This is a genomic window from Pseudomonas shiyinii (genome assembly GCF_056725765.1).
In genome coordinates this window covers 2689608-2710907 of record NZ_CM161522.1, presented here as the reverse complement: position 1 = coordinate 2710907, position 21300 = coordinate 2689608, and the positions used below count along the sequence as shown (strand labels likewise).

General features: G+C 64.7%; 20 protein-coding genes. 12 read left to right on the top strand and 8 right to left on the bottom strand.

Annotated features, from left to right (window positions below; all coding sequences use genetic code 11):
- Positions 1–34 precede the first annotated feature (34 nt).
- Complete coding sequence (locus ACXHGZ_RS12250; protein ID WP_480460072.1) at positions 35–961, bottom strand: LysR substrate-binding domain-containing protein; 927 nt, start codon at positions 959–961, stop codon at positions 35–37.
- Positions 962–1114: 153 nt separating this feature from the next.
- On the opposite strand from ACXHGZ_RS12250, the gene ACXHGZ_RS12245 reads away from it, so the two are divergent.
- The 8 genes from ACXHGZ_RS12245 (at position 1115) to ACXHGZ_RS12210 (ending at position 9169) form a co-directional block, all read left to right on the top strand.
- On the top strand, positions 1115–2179 hold the full coding sequence (locus ACXHGZ_RS12245; RefSeq protein WP_480460071.1) for an aromatic ring-hydroxylating dioxygenase subunit alpha: 1065 nt from the start codon (positions 1115–1117) through the stop codon (positions 2177–2179).
- Positions 2172–3284 carry a 2Fe-2S iron-sulfur cluster-binding protein gene (locus ACXHGZ_RS12240; protein WP_480460070.1) on the top strand — a complete coding sequence of 371 codons (1113 nt, stop codon included), beginning with the start codon at positions 2172–2174 and terminating at the stop codon, positions 3282–3284. Before ACXHGZ_RS12245 ends, ACXHGZ_RS12240 begins: the two co-directional genes overlap by 8 nt.
- 105 nt (positions 3285–3389) lie before the next feature.
- On the top strand, positions 3390–4232 hold the full coding sequence (locus ACXHGZ_RS12235; RefSeq protein ID WP_480460069.1) for a transporter substrate-binding domain-containing protein: 843 nt from the start codon (positions 3390–3392) through the stop codon (positions 4230–4232).
- A gap of 36 nt (positions 4233–4268) precedes the next feature.
- On the top strand, positions 4269–5036 hold the full coding sequence (locus tag ACXHGZ_RS12230; protein WP_480460068.1) for an ABC transporter permease: 768 nt from the start codon (positions 4269–4271) through the stop codon (positions 5034–5036).
- Between the two features lie 13 nt (positions 5037–5049).
- Entirely contained in the window at positions 5050–5790 is a 741-nt protein-coding gene (locus ACXHGZ_RS12225; protein WP_480460067.1) for an ABC transporter permease, read from the top strand.
- A gap of 1 nt (position 5791) precedes the next feature.
- Complete coding sequence (locus ACXHGZ_RS12220) at positions 5792–6568, top strand: ABC transporter ATP-binding protein (protein ID WP_480460066.1); 777 nt, start codon at positions 5792–5794, stop codon at positions 6566–6568.
- Between the two features lie 91 nt (positions 6569–6659).
- Positions 6660–8207 carry an HAL/PAL/TAL family ammonia-lyase gene (locus ACXHGZ_RS12215; protein WP_480460065.1) on the top strand — a complete coding sequence of 516 codons (1548 nt, stop codon included), beginning with the start codon at positions 6660–6662 and terminating at the stop codon, positions 8205–8207.
- A 215-nt stretch (positions 8208–8422) separates the two neighbouring features.
- Positions 8423–9169 (top strand): hypothetical protein, encoded by a 747-nt coding sequence (locus ACXHGZ_RS12210; RefSeq protein ID WP_480460064.1) that lies wholly within the window; start codon positions 8423–8425, stop codon positions 9167–9169.
- Positions 9170–9205: 36 nt separating this feature from the next.
- Here ACXHGZ_RS12210 and ACXHGZ_RS12205 read toward each other — a convergent pair whose 3' ends face one another.
- Positions 9206–10114, bottom strand: coding sequence for a LysR family transcriptional regulator (locus ACXHGZ_RS12205; protein ID WP_084858816.1), 909 nt, complete (start codon positions 10112–10114; stop codon positions 9206–9208).
- A 53-nt stretch (positions 10115–10167) separates the two neighbouring features.
- On the bottom strand, positions 10168–11619 hold the full coding sequence (locus tag ACXHGZ_RS12200; RefSeq protein WP_084858815.1) for an aminotransferase-like domain-containing protein: 1452 nt from the start codon (positions 11617–11619) through the stop codon (positions 10168–10170).
- 485 nt (positions 11620–12104) lie between these two features.
- Here ACXHGZ_RS12200 and ACXHGZ_RS12195 point away from each other — a divergent pair, with 485 nt between their 5' ends.
- On the top strand, positions 12105–13514 hold the full coding sequence (locus ACXHGZ_RS12195) for an amino acid permease (protein WP_196143125.1): 1410 nt from the start codon (positions 12105–12107) through the stop codon (positions 13512–13514).
- A 49-nt stretch (positions 13515–13563) separates the two neighbouring features.
- On the opposite strand, the gene ACXHGZ_RS12190 is transcribed toward ACXHGZ_RS12195, so the two are convergent.
- Positions 13564–14304: a FecR family protein gene (locus ACXHGZ_RS12190; protein ID WP_480460063.1), complete on the bottom strand. Its 741-nt coding sequence runs from the start codon at positions 14302–14304 to the stop codon at positions 13564–13566.
- An 85-nt stretch (positions 14305–14389) separates the two neighbouring features.
- Entirely contained in the window at positions 14390–15076 is a 687-nt protein-coding gene (locus ACXHGZ_RS12185; RefSeq protein WP_480460062.1) for a GNAT family N-acetyltransferase, read from the bottom strand.
- Positions 15077–15267: 191 nt separating this feature from the next.
- On the opposite strand from ACXHGZ_RS12185, the gene ACXHGZ_RS12180 reads away from it, so the two are divergent.
- Both ACXHGZ_RS12180 and ACXHGZ_RS12175 read left to right on the top strand, forming a co-directional pair.
- Positions 15268–15537, top strand: coding sequence for a PA2433 domain-containing protein (locus tag ACXHGZ_RS12180; RefSeq protein WP_084858811.1), 270 nt, complete (start codon positions 15268–15270; stop codon positions 15535–15537).
- 222 nt (positions 15538–15759) lie between these two features.
- Positions 15760–16695, top strand: a complete 936-nt coding sequence (locus ACXHGZ_RS12175; protein ID WP_480460061.1) for a 5'-nucleotidase — start codon at positions 15760–15762, stop codon at positions 16693–16695.
- Between the two features lie 126 nt (positions 16696–16821).
- On the opposite strand, the gene ACXHGZ_RS12170 is transcribed toward ACXHGZ_RS12175, so the two are convergent.
- From ACXHGZ_RS12170 to ACXHGZ_RS12160, 3 genes are all read right to left on the bottom strand, one after another.
- Positions 16822–17463, bottom strand: a complete 642-nt coding sequence (locus tag ACXHGZ_RS12170; protein ID WP_480460059.1) for a TIGR04211 family SH3 domain-containing protein — start codon at positions 17461–17463, stop codon at positions 16822–16824.
- A 301-nt stretch (positions 17464–17764) separates the two neighbouring features.
- Complete coding sequence (gene ppnN / locus ACXHGZ_RS12165; protein ID WP_480460058.1) at positions 17765–19138, bottom strand: nucleotide 5'-monophosphate nucleosidase PpnN; 1374 nt, start codon at positions 19136–19138, stop codon at positions 17765–17767.
- Positions 19139–19226: 88 nt separating this feature from the next.
- On the bottom strand, positions 19227–20288 hold the full coding sequence (locus ACXHGZ_RS12160) for a YeiH family protein (protein WP_480460057.1): 1062 nt from the start codon (positions 20286–20288) through the stop codon (positions 19227–19229).
- 111 nt (positions 20289–20399) lie between these two features.
- On the opposite strand from ACXHGZ_RS12160, the gene ACXHGZ_RS12155 reads away from it, so the two are divergent.
- On the top strand, positions 20400–21278 hold the full coding sequence (locus ACXHGZ_RS12155) for a LysR family transcriptional regulator (RefSeq protein ID WP_480460056.1): 879 nt from the start codon (positions 20400–20402) through the stop codon (positions 21276–21278).
- The last annotated feature ends 22 nt before the right edge of the window (positions 21279–21300 follow it).

Below are 21300 nucleotides of genomic sequence, written 5' to 3'. Positions count from 1 at the left end.
GAAGCGGTTACCGGGCACGCCGAAACGGCTTGACTCACCCGCCGAGCAACCGCAGGGTGACCTCCTGTTGGTCTCGCCCGCGCTCGATCAACCACCGCTGGAACGCACGGCAGTGGCTGCGGTGGATGCTTTCCTGGTTCCACGTCAAGTAATAGGAGGCTGGCATCGGCAATGCCCGCCGGCACGGCAACACCAGCCGGCCGCTGTCCACGTCCCGGCTGATCATCGAGTACTGCGCCAGGACGATGCCTTGCCCTTCGATGGCTGCCTGGATGGCCATCGAGGACAACGAGTAGATCCGGTAATTGGTGATCTGCACCCCATCGACGCCCGCGTCGGCGAACCATTGCTCCCAGGCGGGCGGTGAATCGAACTTCGGTCGCCAGTCGATGGTGAGCAGGGGCTGCCCGAGCAGGCGCCCGGCATCCACTGGTGTGGTCATCAGGGCCGGGCTGCAGGCTGGCACCACGCAATCGCGAAACAGTTCGATGGTGTGCTGCTCGTCATGCATGCCTTCGCCGTAGCTCAGGCGAAAGTCCACCCCATTGGCCTGGGCCTCGGACGGCTCGGTATGGGTACCGTCCAGGTAGACACTCAACTGCGGGAACGCCGCCTGCCACTCGGCCACCAGCGGTGCCAGCCATTTCGACAGCAGCGAGGGCAGGGCGCTGATATAGAGGCTGCTGGCGGTCTTGGAGCGTTCCAGCTCCGCATAGGCCGCACGCAAGCGCTCGAACGCCTGGCCGCAGCCTTCGTGAAAACGCTGGCCGGCCGCGTTCAGGCGCAGGCGCTGGCCCTCCTTGACCATCAGGCTCTGGCCGACGGCCTCCTCGAGGATCTTCATCTGTTGACTCACAGCGCCGGCGGAGATGCCCAGGCGCTTGGCCGCCTGGGTGATGCCCCCGCACAGGCCGACGGCTTCGAAGACTTCCAGTGCACGCAATGGGGGGAGTTGGCTCATGACGTTTCTCTCGGAGGGCGAGCAGTATTTTTAGTTTAGGAAAACTTAACAAATCAACAGAAAACGCCATCTATTCTTTTGTTCGACCCAGGCCTAGGCTGTGTTCCAGGAACTTGATGCAGCCCAAGAGAACAACAACAGGAGCCTCATGCCATGTTCTTGAAAAATGCCTGGTACGCCGCCGCCTGGGACACCGAGGTGAAGCAGGCCCTGCATGCCACCACCCTGCTCGGCGAACCCGTCGTGCTTTACCGCAAGGCCGACGGCGCGGTGGTTGCGCTGGAAGATGCCTGCCCGCACCGCAAGCTGCCGCTGTCGATGGGGCGCTTGCAAGGCGACGTGGTCGAATGTGGCTACCATGGGCTGACGTTCGATGGAGCCGGCACCTGCGTGAAGGCTTCGTGCGTATCACGCATCCCGCAGGCCGCGAAGGTTCGCAGCTACCCGGTGGAGGAGCGATACGGCCTGGTCTGGTTGTGGATGGGCGAGCCGGCCCTGGCCGACCGCGGCAAGCTGCTGGACATCCCCGAGTGGAACGACCCGGCCTGGGGCGTCAACCGTGGCGACTCGATGACCATCGACTGCCACTACCTGTACATGACCGACAACCTGCTCGACCCCTCTCACGTGGCCTGGGTGCACCAGAGCACGTTCGGTATCGCGGCTTGCGAGTCGGAGCCATTGCAGACCCAGGTGAACGATGACGGCGTGGTGGTTTCGCGCTGGCTGCGCGACATCGACGTGGCGCCGTTCTATCGTCAGTACCTGAAATTCGAAGGCCGTTGCGACCGCTTGCAGTACTACGAGGTGCGTTACCCGGCCCACGCAATTATCAAGGGCGTGCACACCCCGGCCGGCACTGGCGGTGACGGTGCTGCGCTGCCTGAGCAGGCGTTCTTGATGGATTCGTACAACTTCATGACGCCCGTCGACGAGAACCGCACCCGCTACTACTGGTTCCAACTGCGCAACTTCGATGCCGACGACCAGGATGTGTCTCGCCAGTTCGCCGCCGACGTGCGCCGGGCCTTCGAAGAGGACCGCGTGGTGCTGGCCGCCGTGCATGCTGGCATGAAACACCGCCAGACGCCCAACATCGACCTGGCCATCGACTCGGGCCCGCTGCGTTTTCGCCGTGGCATGGAACGCTTGATCCGCGAGGAGCGCCAGGCTGCCGAGGGCTTGATCGACGCCATCGAGGTGACCGCCCATGCTTGATGCCATTCCCGCCGCGAAGGGCTTCGCGCGCTTCCAGGTGACAGGGAAGGTGCGCGAGAGTGCAACCATCACCTCGCTGCTGCTCGAGCCGGCCGCGCGTCACGGCCGTGTGGCGTTTCGCCCGGGGCAGTTCATCGTGGTGCGTATCCCCCAGGCCAGCGGCAGCCAGTTACTGCGCGCCTACAGCCTGTCCAGCGACCCGGATGCGCCAGAGCAACTGCGTATCTCGGTGAAGCACGAATTGGCGCCGGCGCATCTGCCCGACGTGCCGGCCGGGGTGGGGTCGAGCTTTCTCCATGAGGCGTTGGAGGTGGGCGGGCAGTTGGACATCGCCGGCCCATCCGGCACCTTCGTGCTCGACGAGGACAGCTCCCGCCCGGTGCTGTTGTTCAGCGGCGGGGTCGGCCTGACGCCCATGGTGAGCATGCTGCATCGCCTGGCGACGCGCTCGACTCGGCCGGTGTACTTCCTCCATGCCTGCGAGAACGGCAGCGTGCATGCCCTGCGTGAGGAAGTGCTGGCGCTGGCGGCCAAGCGTGCCGGGATCCAGGTGCATTTCTGCTACCGGGCGCCCTCCGAGCAGGACCTCGAACACGGCCATCATCACAGCAGTGGCCTGGTCAGCCGTCACACCCTGCAGGCGCTGTTGCCACTGGACGACTACGACGTCTACTTGTGCGGGCCCAGGCCGTTCATGCAAGCCAACTGGCGGCTGCTGCGCGGCCTGGGTATCGCTCGGGAGCGGATCCGCTACGAGTTCTTCGGCCCGGCGACCATCCTCGACGAGGACGAAGCCCCTGTGCAGGCCCCCGTGGCCACGCCGCAGGCTCCGGCGGCAGGTGCGCTGATGGTGCGTTTCGAGCCGTCGGGCCCGGCCATCGCCTGGGACGCATCTTGCCCATCGTTGCTCGACTGTGCCGAACAGGCTGGTCTGTCGCCGCCTTTCAGCTGTCGTGCCGGCTTGTGCAGCGCCTGCATGACGCCCCTGCTCAGCGGCACTGTGGAATACCCCGAAGCCCCCTTGGCCGAACCTGAATCGGGCCAGGTACTGCTGTGCTGTGCTCGACCGACCTCGCCCGTGGTACTGGCCCTGAGCGGGCGCTAGGCCAATCGAAGGAGGCAACACCCCCGGCGAAACTCGCTTCGCTCTACACCCGCCTTGCCCTGTGTGCTCATTACGACCTTCGTGGTCTCGCATCGGAGAATAAGAATGAACAACAAGAAAATCGGATTCGCCGCCTGCTCGCTGATGATGGTACTGGCCAGCTTCAATGCCCCGGCCAAGGATTGGGACAGCATCCAGATCGCCACCGAAGGCGTCTACGAACCCTGGAACAGTACACGCCCGGACGGCACCTTCGACGGCTTCGAACCGGAGATGGCCAAGGTACTGTGCGAGCGCATGCAGGTACGCTGTACGCTCGTCGCCCAGGATTGGGACGGTTTGATCCCAGGTCTGAAGGCCGGCAAGTTCGACGTGGTCATGGATGCCTTGGCGATCAGCCCGCAGCGGCGCCAGGTGATCGACTTCTCCCGCCCCTACACCAAGGCCCCGGCCACCTTCATTGCCCTGCGCTCCAGTGGCATCGACCTCGGCAGTGGCGCCTTGCAGCTCAAGGGCGACCCCGCGCAGGACAAGCCAGTGGTCGATGCCTTGCGCAAACGGCTCGACGGCAAGCTGATCGGTATCGTCTCTGGCACTGTGTACAGCAAGTTCATCCATGACCAGTTCGGCCAGGTGGCGACCATCCGCGAATACAAGACCCCGCCGGAGCCGCTGATGGACCTGAAGAACGGCCGGGTGGACGTGGTCTTCGAGGACTTGGGTTTTCTCGCCGGGGAGATGCAGCGCGTCGACAGCCAGGTGGTGCTGGTAGGCCCGGCGATCAATGGGCCGATCTGGGGCGAGGGCGAGGCCTTTGGCATCCGCCAGGGCGAGCCGGAGCTCAAGGCCAAGCTGGATGCGGCAATCGCCTCGTTGATCGCCGACGGGACCATCAGCCAGCTGAGCCGCAAGTGGTTCAAGCACGACTTCACACCGCCCACGCACTGACCTGCGGGCCGTTCCGGGCGTCACCCTCGATGCCCGGTGACACTGCACGCGGCGGCCCAGGCCGACCGTTCCCTGACATGGCTATGGGTGGGTATGCACGTGATCGACTTGATCGGATTCGGCGCAAAGGGCTGGGGTGGCGTGCTGCTGCTGGCCGCGCTCATGACGCTGTTGGTGACCTTGGCGGCCTTGCTGGTGGGAGCGCTGCTCGGCGCACTGGTGGCGGCGGCAAAGCTCCAGGACAACGGCCTGCTGCGGGTGATGGGCGATGCCTACACCACGGTGTTCCGCGGTGTGCCTGAGCTGTTGGTGATCTACCTGTTCTTCTATGGCGGTTCGGCCCTGGTCAGCCAGGTCGGCCAGTTGTTCGGCGCTGACGGATTCATCGGCATGCCTGCCTTCCTGGTGGGGGCGCTGGCGGTGGGTGTGGTGTCAGGTGCCTACCAGGCGGAGGTCTACCGTGGCGCCTTCCAGGCCGTGTCGCGCAGCGAACTGGAGGCAGCCAAGGCGATCGGTATGCCACTGTTGATGCGCTTTCGCCGGATCATCGCGCCGCAGGTACTGCGATTTGCCCTGCCGGGGCTGGGCGGGGTGTGGCAGATCAGCCTGAAGGACTCGGCGCTGATCTCGGTAACCGGGCTGGTCGAGCTGATGCGCGCCAGCCGCGTGGCGGGGGCTTCCACGGGGCAGTTCGTGCTGTTTTTCATCACCGGGTGTGCGCTCTATCTGCTACTCACGGGGTGTTCCAACCTGGTGTTCTCGCGTGCCGAGCTGCGGCTTGGCAGAACCTTGCGACGCGGTTGAAAGGGAGCCGGACATGTCGATCGACTTTGCGTTTCTCTGCGACACCCTGCTGCAATTGCTGCGGGCACTGCCCACCACCCTGGTGTTGTTCGCCGCGTCGGTGGCCGTCGGCACGCTGCTGGCGTTGCTGGTGGTATGGGCGCGGGTGTGCCCGGTAGCGGTGCTGCGCCACCTGGCGCGTGGCTACATCTTCCTGTTCCGTGGCTCGCCGCTGCTGATCCAGCTGTTCCTGTTGTACTACGGCCTGAGCCAGTTCCCCGAGGTGCGCCAGAGCCCGCTGTGGCCGGTGCTGCGCGACCCGATGGCCTGTGCGGTCATCGCCTTGGCGCTGTGCACGGCCGGCTACATGGCGGAGATCTTCCGCGGCGGCCTGCTGGCGGTGCCGGCACAACAGGTGGAGGCGGGGCGTGCGGCAGGTATGTCGGGATGGCTGCTGGCACGACGGATCATCATCCCGATCGCCCTGCGCAGCTGCCTGCCGGCCTACTCGACGGAAATCATCCTGATGATGAAGGCCACGTCGCTGGCCAGCCTGGTGACCGTCTACGAGGTGTCCGGCGTGGCCCAGCGGATCATCTCGGAAACCTACCGCACGCTCGAGGTGTTCCTCTGCGCGGCGCTGATCTACCTGGTCCTGAACTTTTTGATCGTCCGCGTCTTGGCGTGGGTCGAGCGCAGGTTGTCTCCCCGACAGCCTGCAGCCAGGCGAACAACAACGAGAAAGTACGCATTGAGCGTGCGAGGGGGCAATTGAGATGACGACTGGCAATGACCCGGTGCTGCAGGTCAAGCACATCCGTAAATCGTTCGGCAACCTGGAGGTGCTCAAGGGCATCTCGCTGGAGGCGCATCAGGGCGACGTGGTATCCATCCTCGGTGCCAGCGGTTCGGGCAAGAGTACCTTCCTGCGTTGCATCAATTTGCTGGAGACGCCGGATGCCGGCGAGATTCACGTCGCGGGTGAGCAGATCGCCTTCAAGCGAGGCCGCCATCGGTTGCCGGTGCCCGCCGACCGACGCCAGGTGGACCGCCTGCGGCCGGAGCTGGGCATGGTGTTCCAGAGCTTTGGCCTGTGGTCGCACATGACCGTGTTGCAGAACGTCATCGAAGGGCCGCTGCATGTGCAGAAGCGCCCGCGCGCCGAGTGCATCGAACAGGCCGAGGCGCTGCTGGAGAAGGTCGGCATGGCGGACAAGCGCGACCACTACCCGGCGTTTCTCTCGGGCGGTCAGCAGCAGCGCGTGGCCATCGCCCGTACCTTGGCAATGCGGCCACGGGTCATCCTGTTCGACGAGCCCACCTCGGCGCTGGATCCGGAGCTGGTTGGCGAGGTGCTCAAGGTGATGCGTGCGCTCGCCGAGGAGGGCCGCACCATGCTGGTGGTGACCCATGAAATGGGCTTTGCCCGCAATGTCTCCAACCGAGTGGTGTTCATGCACCAGGGCCTGATCGAGGCCCAGGGCACGCCGGAGGAGATGTTCAAGGACCTGCGCTCGGAGCGCTTCGGCAGGTTCATTCTCAGCCAGGCGTGATGCGCCTTTGACCCGATATTTTTTCGCCTGTCCCGCACAGGACGGGCTCCCTGCGCCCTGAAAAAGGCCACTGAGTAGAGAGAGCAGAGCAATGCGTATTCACCCTAAAGATATTTCCACCGTCGTCCTGGATGATGCCAAGCCTTCCCTCGATGAGTTCATCGCGGTGGCCCGTTACTCGGCCAAGGTGCAGTTCTCCGCGGCCTATCGTGCCCGTGTCGACCGCTCTCGTGCCCTGGTCGAGCGGTTCCTGGCGGAGAACCGCCTGGTCTATGGCGTGACCACCGGCTTTGGCGACAACGTGCGCCATGTCATCTCACCGGAAGATGCCCAGACCCTGCAGGTGAACATCGTCCGCTCTCACGCAGTGTCGGTGGGCGAGCCGCTCGAGCGCGAGCAGGTGCGGGCGATCCAGCTGATGATCCTGGTCAGCCTGGGCAAAGGGTTCTCCGGTGTGCGCATGGCCTTGCTCGAGCAGATCGCCGGCCTGCTCAACCACGACGTCATGCCGTTCGCGCCCGGCGAGGGCTCGGTGGGTTACCTCGGCCCTGAAGGCCACCTGGCCCTGGTATTGATCGGCGAGGGCCAGGCCCGGGTCGCGGGCGGGGCGTGGGTCGATGGCGCGACGGCACTGCGCCAGGTGGGCCTGCAACCGATCGAGTTGCAGTGCAAGGAAGGCCTGGCGATGCTCAACGGCACCACCTCGGTCACCGCCATTGCCACCTTGGCCCAGTACAACGCCAACCAGGCCGCCCAGGCGGCAGACGTGGCTGCGGCGATTTCACTGCAGGTGCTCAAGGGCACCATCCGTGCCTTCGATCCACGCTACCACTCGGTCAAGGCCTACGCCGAGCAAGCCCAGACCGCCAACTACATCAAGCGGCTGCTGGGTGATAGCCGATTGATCGAGGAGAACATCGACTACCGCCTGCAGGACACCTACAGCCTGCGCGCGATCCCTCAAGTTCACGGTGCCTCCAAGCGTTTCATCGCCTATGCCCAGGCGTGCATCGACAACGAAATCGCCTCGTCCGGCGACAACCCGGTGATCTACCCGACGGTCGAGGGCAATGGCATCGCCATTTCCGGGGCGAACTTCGACGGCTCGTTCGTGGGCATGGCCGCCGACACGCTGTGCAACGCGATGACCAACCTGGCGAAGATCTCCGAGCGGCGCACCGACCGCATGGTCAATTCGCACTTCAGCGAAATGCCGGCGTTCCTGGTGCGCAACCCGGGCCTGAACAATGGCTACATGATCATTCAGTACACCGCGGCAGGGTTGCTGGGCGAGATGAAGGTGCTGTCGCACCCGGCGACGATCGACAGTGTTTCCACCTGCGGTAACCAGGAAGACCCGGTGAGCTTCGCTTTCAACGCGGCGATCAAGGCCTACCAGGTATCGCGCAAGCTGGAGTCGGTGTTGGCGATCGAATTGCTGGTCGGCTGCCAGGCGCTGGACTTCCATGAACCGGCCAAAGCCTCCAGCGCCACCCGTGCCCTGTACGAGCTGGTGCGCAGCCGGGTGCCAGTGGCGGACGAGGACCGGGCGTTCTACGCGGATATCGTGGCAGTGACCGAGCAGTTGCGTTCCGGGGAGGTGAGGGCTGTGGTCGAGAACGTGCTGGACAACCTGTAAGGAGTACCGGGTTCAGGGGGCTGCCTTGCAGCCCTCTTACAGGTACCGCATTGATTTCAGGGGCTGTGCGTACGTGTGGGAGTGGGCTGTCCGCGATTGCGCCGCACAGCAGCCTCCGGCATTCTCGGCCTCGACGCTTGCCCCCGCCCCGGAACCTTGGCACCCTTTGCCGGCCAATTCATGTCGCCAACACAGCGAAAGAAGGAACCGCCAAGGTGAGCTGGGAAAAAGTCGGGAAGGCCCTCGTGGGCGTGCTGGTCGTCGCGACCTCGGTCGCGGCGCTTTATGCGCTGCTCAAGGACGACGCCGGTCTGGAGGCGCGCCTGACCTACGCCTACCTGACCTACCCCAGCCAGTTCAGCGAACGCATCAGTACCACCAATGACCTGCTCAAGTACGAACGCCTGCACGAGCAGGTGAGTGCCATCGGCAAGGGGGCGCTCAGCCACCAACAGGTCGACAAGCTTGTCGAGCTGGCCCAGGCGCCTTACCTGCAGTTGTTCGCCAAGCCTTTCGAAGCAGGCTTGGTGGACCATCGCACCGGGCTGCTCATCGAATTGCGCAACAAGGGCCAGACCCCATTGAAGAAGGTGCAGATCCGCCTGCCGGCCAAGGGGCTGGTGCAGATTCGCGACGATGCCGGCAACGATACCATCGTCCAGGCACCGACCAGCATGATCGAGATCGACGCCATCAGGCGCGAGGGGGCGAGCAAGGTGTGGGTCTATTTCGACTCGGACTATTCACTGATCCGTCAGGGCGGGATCAGCATCCGCCATGACGGCGGCGCGGCCGATGTGCAGGTCTACCGGGAGTTCGTCGGCTTTCCGGCCTGGGCCGGGCGCTATGGCCGGGAACTGGTAGCAGCACTGGCCGTGCTGGTCGTGGCCGTGCTCGGGCTGGGGGCGGTGTGCTTCCGGCAGCGGCGCAGGGCCTGCGGCGATGGGCTTGCCCGCCGGTAGGCCGACGGTTCTCCTGCTGGCCTCGCAAGGCGGGCGTTACTGCAGGCTTGCCTGCAGCGCCTCGATGAAGGTTTCTTCTGCGCGGCTCATGCGCTGCTCACGGTTCCACAGCAGGTGGATGTCCACATCGGCGATGCCCTCCAGCGGCGGCAGCTTCCACAGCAGCCCCGCCTCCACATCCGGGGCTACCACATGCTCGGGCAGGCAGCCGATACCAAACCCTGCGATCACCAGGCGGCGCACTTCTTCGAGGCTTGGCGAGGAGGCGATGACGCGCCCGGCGAAGCCCTGTTGGTCACGGAAGATGGTCAGCGGCGAGAGCATGCCGCCGATCTGGTCGCTGCTGAAGCTGACGAAGCTTTCTTGCTGCAGATCGCCCTCCAGCTGGCCGAACAGCCGGTGGTGCTTGCCGCAGAAGAAGGCGTAGCGCTGGCGATGGAACAGCCGCTGCTCCAGGCGGGGCTGCGGGCGCCGGTTCAGGCTCAGGCCGGCGGTGGCGGTCTTCTCCTGCAGGGCCGCGACGATGTCGGCGCTGCGCATCACCTCGATCTCGAGCTCGACCCGGGGATATTGGTGGTGGAACCGAGCCAGGCATTCGTCGAAGCGGGCATCGACCACGCGGCTGACCATCAGCAGGCGCACCTTGCCCACCAGCTCGGTGGCCGGTTGTTCCAGCAGGCTGCCGATCTGCGCCATCTGGCCATATATCTCGCCGGCCAGCTGGAACAGTTGCTCGCCTACCTCAGTGAGCACGAAGCGCGGCCCGCGGCGGGCGATGAGCTGGCGCCCGAGCTGCTCCTCAAGGCGCTTGAGCGCCTGGCTCACGGCAGGTTGGGTCAGGTGCAGGCGCGCGGCGGCGCGGCTGATGGACAGCTCTTGCCCGATCACGCGGAAAGTGCGCAGCAGGTTCCAGTCGAGGCGGTCGGTGAGCAGGCGGTCGGGCATGGCGAAGGATAAGTAGGGCTAATGGTAGAAAGGGTAACCAGAAAGCGGGTCGATCATGGTTCAGGGCCGACAGTCGGCGCCTGGGCCCCGCCTCGGCGTACATGCTTGACCAACACCTTCTCCAGCAGCGCCCACATCGCAGGGTCGGTACTGAATGCCACATTGAAGCGCATCCAGCCCGTGGCCTGGGTATCGACCATGAACAACTGCCCGGGGCCCAGCATGATGCCTTGCTCCAGGGCATCGTCCAGCAGCGCGGCACTGTCAGGCAGGGCCGGGTGGCGGGTCCAGATGTACATGCCTTCGTCCGACTCGATGAACAACTCGAAGCCCAACCGGTGCAGATGGCGGCCCACGTCCTGGTGCGCCTGCGCCAGGCGCTGGCGCAGGCGCTTGAGGTGCTTGCGCCAGCGGCCATCGATGATGGCCGCATACACCACGCGCTCCATCACCTGCGAGGTGGTGAGCCCCGAACGCATCTTCAGGTGCAGCAATTGCTGCATCAGGTCGGCGTTGGCCAACAGGTAGCCGACCCGTACGTTGGGTGAAATGCTCTTGGAATAACTGCCGACGTAAACGACCTGTTGCAGTGGGTCGAGGCTGGCCAGGCACGGCTGTGGCTCGGCGATCATATCGGCGTAGAGGTTGTTTTCCACCAAGCGGAAGTTGTGCCGCGTGGCCAGTTGCAACAGGCGATGCAGTTGCGCCAGCGGTGTGCGCGAGCACGTCGGGCTGTGCAGGTGGGGCTGGGTGAAGAAGACCGTGGGCCGGTGATGGGCCAGCAGGCGCTCCAGCAGGTCCAGGTCGTACCCACTCGGGGTTCGTGGCACACCCATCAAGGTAGCGCCCTGGGTGCGCAGGATGCTCATCAGGTTGGGATAGCCGGGGTCATCCACCAGCACCACATCCCCGGGGCGTACCAGGGTGCGCACGGCCAGGTCCAAGGCCTGGCTGGCGCCATGGGTCAGCATCAACTGCGCCGGATTGGCGACGATCGACAGTTCCTGTTGCAGGTTCTGTGCGGTCAGGGCGCGCAGCTCCGGCAGGCCCATCGGGTCGCCGTAGCCGGAAAGCTCCAGCGGGCTGCCGGCCACCTGGCGCAGGCCGCGGCGCAGCCCGTCCTCGTACATCCAGTCGTTGGGCAGCCAGCCGCAGCCTGGCTTGAACGGCAGTTGGCGGGTTTCGAAGATTTGTTGCAGGTACCACTCGGAATTGAACGTCGGCCGGGTGGTGCCAAGCGCTTGGCCCTGGGTGTCCAGCAGCTCGCCCGCCGCACGATTGACGAAGAACCCCGCATTGCCGCGGCTGACCAGCAGGCCTTGGGCGACCAGGCGATCATAGGCCTCGACCACGGTGAAGGTGCTCACCGAATAGGTCGCGGCAAAGGCGCGGATCGATGGGACCTTGGCGCCGGGCTTGAGGGTCTGGTTGTCGATCAGCTCGCGCAACCCGTCGATGATCTGGTTGACCAGCGGGGTGGAGGAGTCCGGATGTAGCTGGAGCATTGGGGTGCCTTCAGGTGTGCGTATCGCAAGGTGGCGCGTGCGGTCGATTCGCGTGGCGAACCAACCGTTCAGCTCCCCGGCGTCGGCAAGGTGTCGCAGGTGTATTGCATTGGCGGCCTGTACAGTGCAGTGCGTTTTTCATGCCACTGTGCATGGCTCTGTGTGCCAGACATTTTTACATTACGTGTCAGATATCGCCACAGCATACCTGTCAGCGTCATGCACAATCATAAATTCGCTGCTTTACCGTCGAGGTCCGCCTCGCACCTTCATTGCGCCGCGCCGAGCCGCCGAAGCCCGGCCGGCATACCGTTCAGTTCGTCCGCAGGTTTGCCTCCGGACGCGTAAGCAGGCCGCCACGGAAGGCCTGCGTGTGCCTGGCGCACACCTCCTGCCCGCTTGAGTACTGATGTCAGGTGAGACCGATAGCCATCGGGGTTTCACAGTTTTTCCTTGGATAAAAAGAAGCACGGGGTACATAACTGATGGACGCAACATCCACATCCACCACTGCGAAAGGTGAGCACGAGAGCAAGCTCAGCGCCTCGCTCAAGTCGCGTCACCTGACGATGATGTCGATCGCCGGGGTCATCGGCGGCGCCTTGTTCGTCGGCTCCGGCAGCGTGATCCACAGCGCAGGCCCGGCCGCGGTCCTGGCGTACCTGGCCGGTGGCATCCTGGTGGTGCTGATCATGCGCATGCTGGGCGAGATGGCGACTTCCTCGCCGGATACCGGCTCGTTCTCCACCTACGCCGACCGCGCCATTGGGCGCTGGGCCGGTTTCACCATCGGCTGGCTGTACTGGTGGTACTGGGTCATCCTCATGGCCTGGGAAGCGTACGTGGCGGGCAAGATCCTGCATGGCTGGTTCCCGGGTGTCAGCGTCAACGTGTTCGTGCTGGCCACGACCCTGCTGCTGATCACGGTCAACTTCTTCAACGTCAAGCACTATGGCGAGTTCGAGTTCTGGTTCGCCTTGATCAAGGTGGTGGCCATCGTCTGCTTCCTGATCGTGTGCACCGCGGCGGTGTTCAATGTCTGGCAATTCGGTGAGGTGCGTGGCATCAGCCACCTGACGGCCGAAGGCTTCATGCCCAATGGCATCACCACGGTGGTCGGCGCGCTGCTGGGGGTGATGTTCGCCTTCCTCGGTGCCGAGATCGTCACCATCGCTGCCTCCGAATCCAAGGACCCGTCCACCCAGATCGTCAAGGCCACCAACTCGGTGGTGTGGCGTGTATGCCTGTTCTACGTAGGCTCGATCTTCCTGATCGTCTGCCTGGTGCCATGGAACGACCCGCACCTGGGCGAGTCCGGCTATGGCGCCTACCGTCGTACCCTGGAGCTGCTGGGCGTGCCATACGCCGAGCTGCTGATGAACTTCGTGGTGCTGACCTCGGTAAGCAGTTGCCTGATCTCCGGCCACTACACCGCGTCGCGCATGTTGTTCTCCCTGGGCCAGCGTGGCGACGCACCTTCGTTCTTCAAGATCACCCGGGCCGGCACCGGTGTGCCTGTGTACGCGATCATGGGGTCGTGCGCGGTAGCGATCTTCTGCGCCCTGATCAATTTCAGCGAAACCCTGCGCCCGAAGGATGTGCTGGAAACGCTGATGAACACCACCGGCATGATCGCCCTGTTGGTGTACCTGGTGATCGCCTTCTCGCAGTTGCGCATGCGTCGCAAGCTGCAGGCCGAAGGCAAGGAGATCCGCCTGCAGATGTGGCTGTTCCCTTGGCTGACCTACCTGGTGATCGCCTTCATCGTGGTCTGCCTGGTGGTGATGGCGTTCATGCCTGACTACCAGATCCTGGTGATCTCCACGGGTATCGCGGCTGCTATCGTGGTGGCCATGGGCGTGGTCCACCAGATCCGGACCAGCAAGCGCCACTGAGGCGTCCTGTAGCACAGCGCGGCCGGCTCCCTGGGGACCCGGCCGCGTTTCATTTCTGCCTGTCGACCTTGCTGACCACGGTGAGCCAGCGGGTAAAGCGATGCACGCTGATTGGCAGGTCGGCTTGCAGGTCGGCCAGGGCCTGGTCGCTGTCGTCCTGGGGGAGGTCGTAGGAAACGCGTAGGCCTTGCAGGGCCTCCCGGTCGAACAGCAGCACGCCCTGGCGATGGCGGGCCAGGCGTTCGAGGGTGGTGACCAGGGGCTGGCCAGCCGCAGGCAGGCGCTGCAGGTGCCAGGCCGCCTGCAGCATGCCGGTGTCCACCGCCTCCAGCGTGCCGGGCTCGCCCGCGCTGAAGCGCAGTTGCTGGCCCCGGGTCAGCGACAGGTGCCGCCCAGCTCCCAGCAGTTCGACCCTGCCATGCAGCACGCTGACCTGGGTGGCGTTGCCCAGATGCTCGATGATCAGACGGGCATCCAGCGGGCGCAAGGTACCTTCGGGTGTACCGACCCGGAAGGGGCGCTGGTCGCCTGGGGCCACCTCCAGCAGCACCTGGCCAGCGAGCAGTTGCAGGTGGCGCTGCCGGGCATCGAAGTCCACATCCACCGAGGAGCTGGCGTCCAGGGTCAACAGGCTGCCGTCTTCCAGCTGGCGGGTGAGGCGGTGCTGGCTGTCGGTGGACAGGTCAGCCAACTCGAAGCCTTGGCCCATCCAGGGCGAGGCAAGCAATGCACAGGCCGCGACCAGGGCGAGAATGGCCAGGGGCAGGGCGAGGCGGGGGAGCAGGTTCATAGGCGGTGGGGCGTATCTTCCTTGGAGGGTTACCTAAGGATAGACGCTGAGACCCATTTACCGGGGCTGTATGGCAAGTCGCGATTCAATGCACCGTTTGGCGTTGCTTCACACAGGCCTGTGCCTGCAAGGCCAGAGCATCCAGGCGTTCATCGCGCTGTTTTTCCGCGTCGAGCATGGCCTCGTCGCCGTGCTGCTTGACCAGGTAGGCGTGGATCTGCCGTACCTCGGTGGTGCGGTAGATCGGTGCGATGTCCAGGCGGCCGACCAAGGCACCGCTGGCCTGCCCGGTACTGCTCATCAATACCTGGGGGCCCGCGGCGGCGACGACCTGCAGGCCCATCGCCTCGAACCAGGGCACCTGGCCTGCGAAGGCATTGAGTTCGACACAGGCGTGGCGTGCCTGGATGTCGGCTACCAACGCACGGGCGATGCCTTGGCGGCGATGGCTGGGCTGCACGGCGAGGAAGGCCAGGACACACGCCTGGTCATTGTCCTGGGCGGGCAGGGCCAGGGCGAAACCGAGCAGCTGATCCGGCGCTTCGGCATCCAGGGCGAGGGTCAGCTCCACCGCCAGGCCGCGTGTGCCGTCGAGCGCTTGCAGGTATTGGTGCACTTCCAGGCCGACGCCGTACTGGTACAGCGGATACAACGGGTTGTCCGCGGTGATGGCCACGCTGCTCAACTCGCCGACATGATCGATCACCAGTTGACGGATCTGGTTCTGGAAGGATTCGGGGGGCACGCCGTCGAGACGGCTGAGGATGAACATCGGGCAAGCTCCAGCTAGGGTCGAATCGTGCCGCGCCGCACAGCGCGAGGTGCACAGTCTAACCCAGGCCGGCGTGCATCCGCGCGCGATCCTGGCGTCTGGCCGAATCCTCGTGGACGGCTATGCTTTTCGCTGCGTCGAGCCGTCCAGGCGCTTGCCAGAAGTCCGGTTTTTCCAAAGGAGAAGGCTCCATGAAATCCATGACACTGCTGATGATCGCGACCGTCTTGAGCGTTGCCGCCCACGCCGAATCCGGCCCCGAAACCAACTGCGCCGCGAAGATCAAGGAACTCGAGGACATCCACAGGACCGATGGCCAGGCCTTGCATGGCGGCATGGCCCAGGACTACCAGAAACTGCTCACCCAGGCCAAGGATGCCCAGGCCGCCGGCGACATGATCAAATGCCAGGCTTCGGCCGACCGCGCCAAGACCATCTACAACAAGGCGCGAGGCAGATAGCGCATCCCTCTGGTTTCGCCGCCCCTCATTCGTGCTGTGCACGTGCGGGGTGGGCGAAGCCGGGCGCCAGGGCGTTCCGGTATGGCCATGGTCTCGGGTAAGCTTTGCGCTACAGCGATAGCGCCAAGAGATTGCGCATGCCCCAGACTACCCTTGCCCTTGACTGCCTGCTCGAGCAACGCCAGGTCGAAGACTGGGCCCCACGCCTGGAAGGAGCCGCCCGTGGCCTATGATGTGGATGATCGGCTGGTGGTCGGCGTGGCGTCCAGCGCGGTTTTCGACCTCAGCGAGTCCGATGCCGTGTTCCGCCGTGAGGGCGAGGCGCAGTACCGCAAATACCAGGAACAGCACCTGCACACGCCCTTGGGCAAGGGCATCGCCTATCCCTTCATCAAGCGTCTGTTGGCGCTCAATGACTTGCGCGAAGACCCCAACGACCCGTTGGTCGAGGTGGTATTGCTGTCGCAGAACGACCCGGACACCGGCCTGCGGGTGATGAAGACCATCGAGCATTACGGTCTGAACATGACCCGGGCGATCTTCATGCAGGGGCGGTCGCCGTATGAATATATCCCGGCGCTGAATATCGCCCTGTTCCTCTCTGCCGACAAGAAACATGTGGATGCCGCGATCCAGGCTGGCTACCCGGCCGGCCAGGTGCTCGATTCGCAGTTCGACGATGACGAAAGCGACGACAGCCTGCGCATCGCCTTCGACTTCGATGGCGTGCTGGCCGGTGACGAGTCGGAAGCCGTGATGCAGCGCGATGGCCTGCTGGGCTTTCATGCCCACGAGGTGACCAATGTCACCCAGCCCCACAACCCAGGGCCGCTCAAGGAGTTCTTCGTGCGGATCGCGAGGATCCAGGCGATCGAAGAGCAGTACAAGCTCAAGCACGAAAGCTACGAGAACCGCCTGCGGGTCTCCATTGTCACCGCCCGCAACGCGCCATCCCACGAGCGCGCCCTCAATACGCTCAAGAGCTGGGGGGTGATGGCCAACGATGCGTTCTTCCTGGGCGGCATTGAAAAGCGCCGGGTGTTGCAGGTGCTCAAGCCGCACATCTTCTTCGACGACCAGTCCGGGCACCTGAAGGGTACCCGCACCGTGGTGCCCTCTGTGCACATCCCGTTCGGTGTCACCAACCAGACCGGGTAGGCGGCGGGCTGCACGCTGTGGGCGCAGGCTTGCCTTGCGAACACCGGCCGAGCCGGTGCTCCAGCGAGTCGAATGGTTCGCGGGTAAACCCGCTCCCACAGATGCGGGATGGCCCGCAAGAGGACCTTAGAACCAGCGGTCGTTGCGCTTGCGCCCGCGGGTCAGGGCCGGCAGGATCAGGCCGGCGAGCAGGCCGGCACCGGCGATGCTGCCGCCGTACACCATGTAGCGCATCATCACCTGCTTGTTCTCGTCACCCAGGCGTGCCTGGGTATCGCGCAGGGACGACTGGGCCTGGTCGAGCTGTTCGTTGAGCGACTTGTTGCGCGCTTCCAGCTCGTCGATCAGCGCCTTGCGCGAGTCGAGGGTTTCCTGCATGCCTTGCACGCGGTTCTTCCAGCTGTCGTCGATGGTCTTGAGCTGGTCGGACAGCTGCGCCACCTTGGCATCCAGTGCCGGCAGGCGCTCGGCCTGGCCGGGTACCGACTGCAGGTCGCTGGTGAGGATCCACACCAGGTCGCCGTTCTGGCCGCGCACCTGGCTGTAGTTGCCCTGGGTGTCGACCAGAGTGACCTTCTGCCCGGCCTTGACCGAGCCGACGATGCGGTGGCCGTTGGTCGGGCCGCTGCGCACATAGGTGCTCAGGCTGTCGCTGACCCAGCGCGCGTCGCTGGCCGGTTCTTCGGCATGTACGGGGCCGGCGAGGGCAACCAGGGCGGCGGCGAACAGGGTGGCAAGGGCAGGGGAGACTGGGCGGAAGTCGGGCATGGTGGTCTTCGCTGAAACAGGACAAAAGGAGGCCCGGTGACTGGGCCGATGAACCGGTCGGTGGTTTGACCGTCAGCGAAAGACCGTTTTTATCGAAGCAGGTTCACTGCTTTGTGTAGGAAATGTCTGCAGGATGTTGCGGCGGGGGACCGAAGGGTTGCCGGTTTCGCCCTATCGCCGGCAAGCCGGCTCCCACCTGTCCTGCGCTGCCTTCTCAAGCCGCGCTTGCCTGTGGGAGCCGGCTTGCCGGCGATGCAAGAGGGCAGTCAGGCCAGGCTGCCCCTATGAATGGCATAAGGCCTCAGGTCACGACCTGATAGCACGGCACATACGCCGCCCCACCCGGCAACTTCATCCGGTGCTGGTCGACGAACGCTTGCAGCAATCGGCCCAGCGGATCCAGCACGGCGCTGTCACCGCGGATCTGGTACGGCCCGTGTTCCTCGATCAGGCGAATGCCCTTGTCCTTGACGTTGCCCGCCACCACCCCGGAAAACGCCCGGCGCAGGTTGGCCGCCAGCTCATGGGGTGGCAGCTCCCGGCGCAGGTCCAGGTTGGCCATGTTTTCGTGGGTCGGGTCGAACGGGCGCTGGAAGCCTTCCTCGATCTTGAGCAGCCAGTTGAAGTGGAAGGCGTCATTGCGTTCGCGCCGGAACTGCTTGACCGCCGTGAGCCCCTCGACCATGTGCCGGGCGACCTCGGCCGGGTCGTCGATGATGATCGTGTAGTGGCGCTGGGCTGTTTCGCCCAAGGTGGCGCCGACGAAGGCGTGCAGCTGTTGCAGGTAGGCCTCGGCGCTGCGTGGGCCGGTGAGGATGACCGGGAAGGGCAGGTCCTGGTTGTCTGGGTGCATGAGGATACCCAGCAGGTACAGGAATTCCTCGGCGGTACCCGCGCCGCCGGGGAAGATGATGATGCCGTGGCCGACCCGCACGAAGGCCTCCAGGCGCTTCTCGATGTCCGGCAGGATCACCAGTTCGTTGACGATCGGGTTGGGCGCCTCGGCGGCGATGATGCCCGGCTCGGTCAGGCCCAGGTAGCGGCTACCATGCATGCGCTGCTTGGCGTGGGCGATGGTCGCACCCTTCATCGGGCCTTTCATCACGCCCGGGCCGCAACCGGTGCAGACGTCCAGCTTGCGCAGGCCCAGCTCGTGGCCGACCTTCTTGGTGTACTGGTATTCCTCGCTGCTGATCGAGTGGCCACCCCAGCACACCACCATCTTCGGCTCGACGCCTGGGCGCAGGGTGCGGGCGTTGCGCAGCAGGTGGAAGACATAGTCGGTGATGCCCTGGGAACTCTCCAGGTCGATACGCTGGCTGGCCAGCTCGCTTTCTGTGTAGACGATGTCGCGCAGGGCGCTGAAGAGCATCTCGCGGGTGCTGGCGATCATCTCGCCATCGACGAAGGCGTCGGCGGGGGCGTTGAGCAGCTCCAGGCGCACGCCACGGTCTTGCTGGTGGATGCGTACCTCGAAGTCCTGGTAGGCCTCGAGGATGGTCTTGGCATTGTCGACATGGGCGCCGGTGTTGAGAATGGCCAGGGCGCACTGGCGGAACAGGGTGTACAGACTGCCGGTACCGACTTCGCTCAGTTGCTGGACTTCACGTTGCGACAGCGTCTCCAGGCTGCCTTTGGGGCTGACGGATGCGTTGATGACATTGCGTTGGGGCATCTAAGTCTTTCCTGTGCGTGTAAAACTCCTACTTGGACACCACCATACCGACAAATGTGCGCGGCAACGAGGGGGGCACCGAAAAAGCCTAGCCAAGCAGACGTTGCACACCCAGGGTGATCGCCAGGCCGCCGCCGACCAGCCAGAGGTTCAGCAGCGCCCCGGTGAGCAAGGCGCGCGGGCCTGCCTGGCGGATCTGGCTGAAGCGGGTTTCCATGCCCAGGGCGGTCATGGCCATGGTCAGGGCGAAGGTGTCCAGGCTGTTGATCGAGGTGACCAGCGGCGCAGGCAGTACCTGCAACGAGTTGACCAGCACCAGCAGCAGGAAACCGAAGGCGAACCAGGGCACTGCGATACGACCGCCACCCTGGGCCTGGCCTGGTTTGCGCGAGCGGCTGATCCACACGCCGACCACCAGCAGCACCGGTACCAGCAGCAGGACCCGGGTCATCTTGACGATGGTGGCGATATGGGTAGCTTGCGGGCTCACGTTGCTAGCTGCACCTACGACCTGGGCCACCTCATGCAGGGTGCCGCCGAAGAACAGGCCCACGCCCAGGGTGTCGAGCGGTACCCAGCCGGCGCTCACCATCAGCGGATAGAGGAACATCGACAGCGTACCGAACAGCACCACGCTGCCCACGGCCATGGCGGCCTTGTGCGGTTGCGAGCGCAGCGCCGACTCGAACGCCAGCACTGCCGCCGCGCCGCAGATCGCGCTGCCGGCGGCTGTGAGCAGGGCGGTGTCGCGGTCCAGCTTCATCACCCCCATGCCGACCCACAGGCCGACCAGCAGCGTGCTGACGACCACCAACAACGAGACGGTGAGCCCCGACCAGCCCACCTGGACGATTTCCTGCAGGCTGACGCGCAGGCCGAAGAAGGCCACCGCCAGGCGCAGCAGGTTGCGCGCGGAAAAGTTCACGCCGGCCGCCCAGCTCGCCGGCAGGCCGTGGCGCAAGGCATTGCCATACACGGCACCCGTGACGATACCGACAATGAGTGGGCTGATGCCCAGCCCGGCGATGGCGGGCAAGGCTGCCAGCTGGGTGACCGCGAAGGCGAACAGCGCAACGAACAGGATGCCATTGAGCCGCCCACGGGTGGAGTGGGTGGGCTCAAGGGCCGGGGTGGCAGGGGCCGTGGTCATGGTAGGACCTCCGAACGGTGACGAGATAAGGTCTACGTTAATTCAGTTATAAGCTTATAAAAAATCGTACTTTGAGATGCAAAGTATCCGTTTAGCTGATATTTTTGCGAAATGACCCCTGAACAACTGATAACATTCGCCACGGTTGCCGAACACGGCAACATCAGCCATGCCGCGAACGCACTGCATTTGTCCCAGCCGGCCGTCTCGGGCCAGCTCAAGCTGTTGCAGGAAGCCTTCGGCGAGCCGTTGTACCAACGCGCGGGCCGTGGCGTACGCCTGACCGCAGCTGGTGAACAGTTGCTTGGGCATGCCGAGCGCCTGCGCGACACCTTCCGCCAGGCCCAGGCCCTGCGTGATGCCATGCGCGGCCTTGAGCGCGGCACGTTGCGCATTGGTGCGAGCACCACGCCGGCCAGCTACCTGCTGCCATACCTGCTCGCGGACTTCCATGGGCGCTACCCGGATGTGGTGGTCACCACCACCAATGGCAACACCTCGGAAATCGTTGCGGCGCTGGAAACCCTCGACATTGCCCTGATCGAAGGCCCCCCTGGCCAGGAGCTGGCGTTGGGCACCGAAGTCACGGCCTGGCGCGAAGATGAGATCGTCGCCATCGTCCCGAGCAACCACCCCTTGGCGAGCGCTGGCCAGACGCAACCGCTCGACGTGCTGGGGGCTTACCCAGTGGTGCTGCGCGAAATCGGTTCGGGTGTGCGGCAATTGGTGGAGCGCGCCTTCGCCCGCGAGGGCGTGGCGATGCGCGTGGCGCTGGAGATCGCCGGGGTGGAGGGGGTGAAGGAGGCGGTCAGGGCAGGGATGGGTATCGGCTTTGTGTCTGCAATGTCGATCCGTCATGAAGACAATGCCCTGCACCGCCTGGGCATTGCGCCGCAGCCCCTGACACGCCATTTCTCGATCCTGATGCCCCATGCCGCGACACCTTCGCGGGCGGCGGCGCGGTTCATGGCGCTGTGCCTGGGCCAATAGCTTCTCATCGCCGGCATGCGTG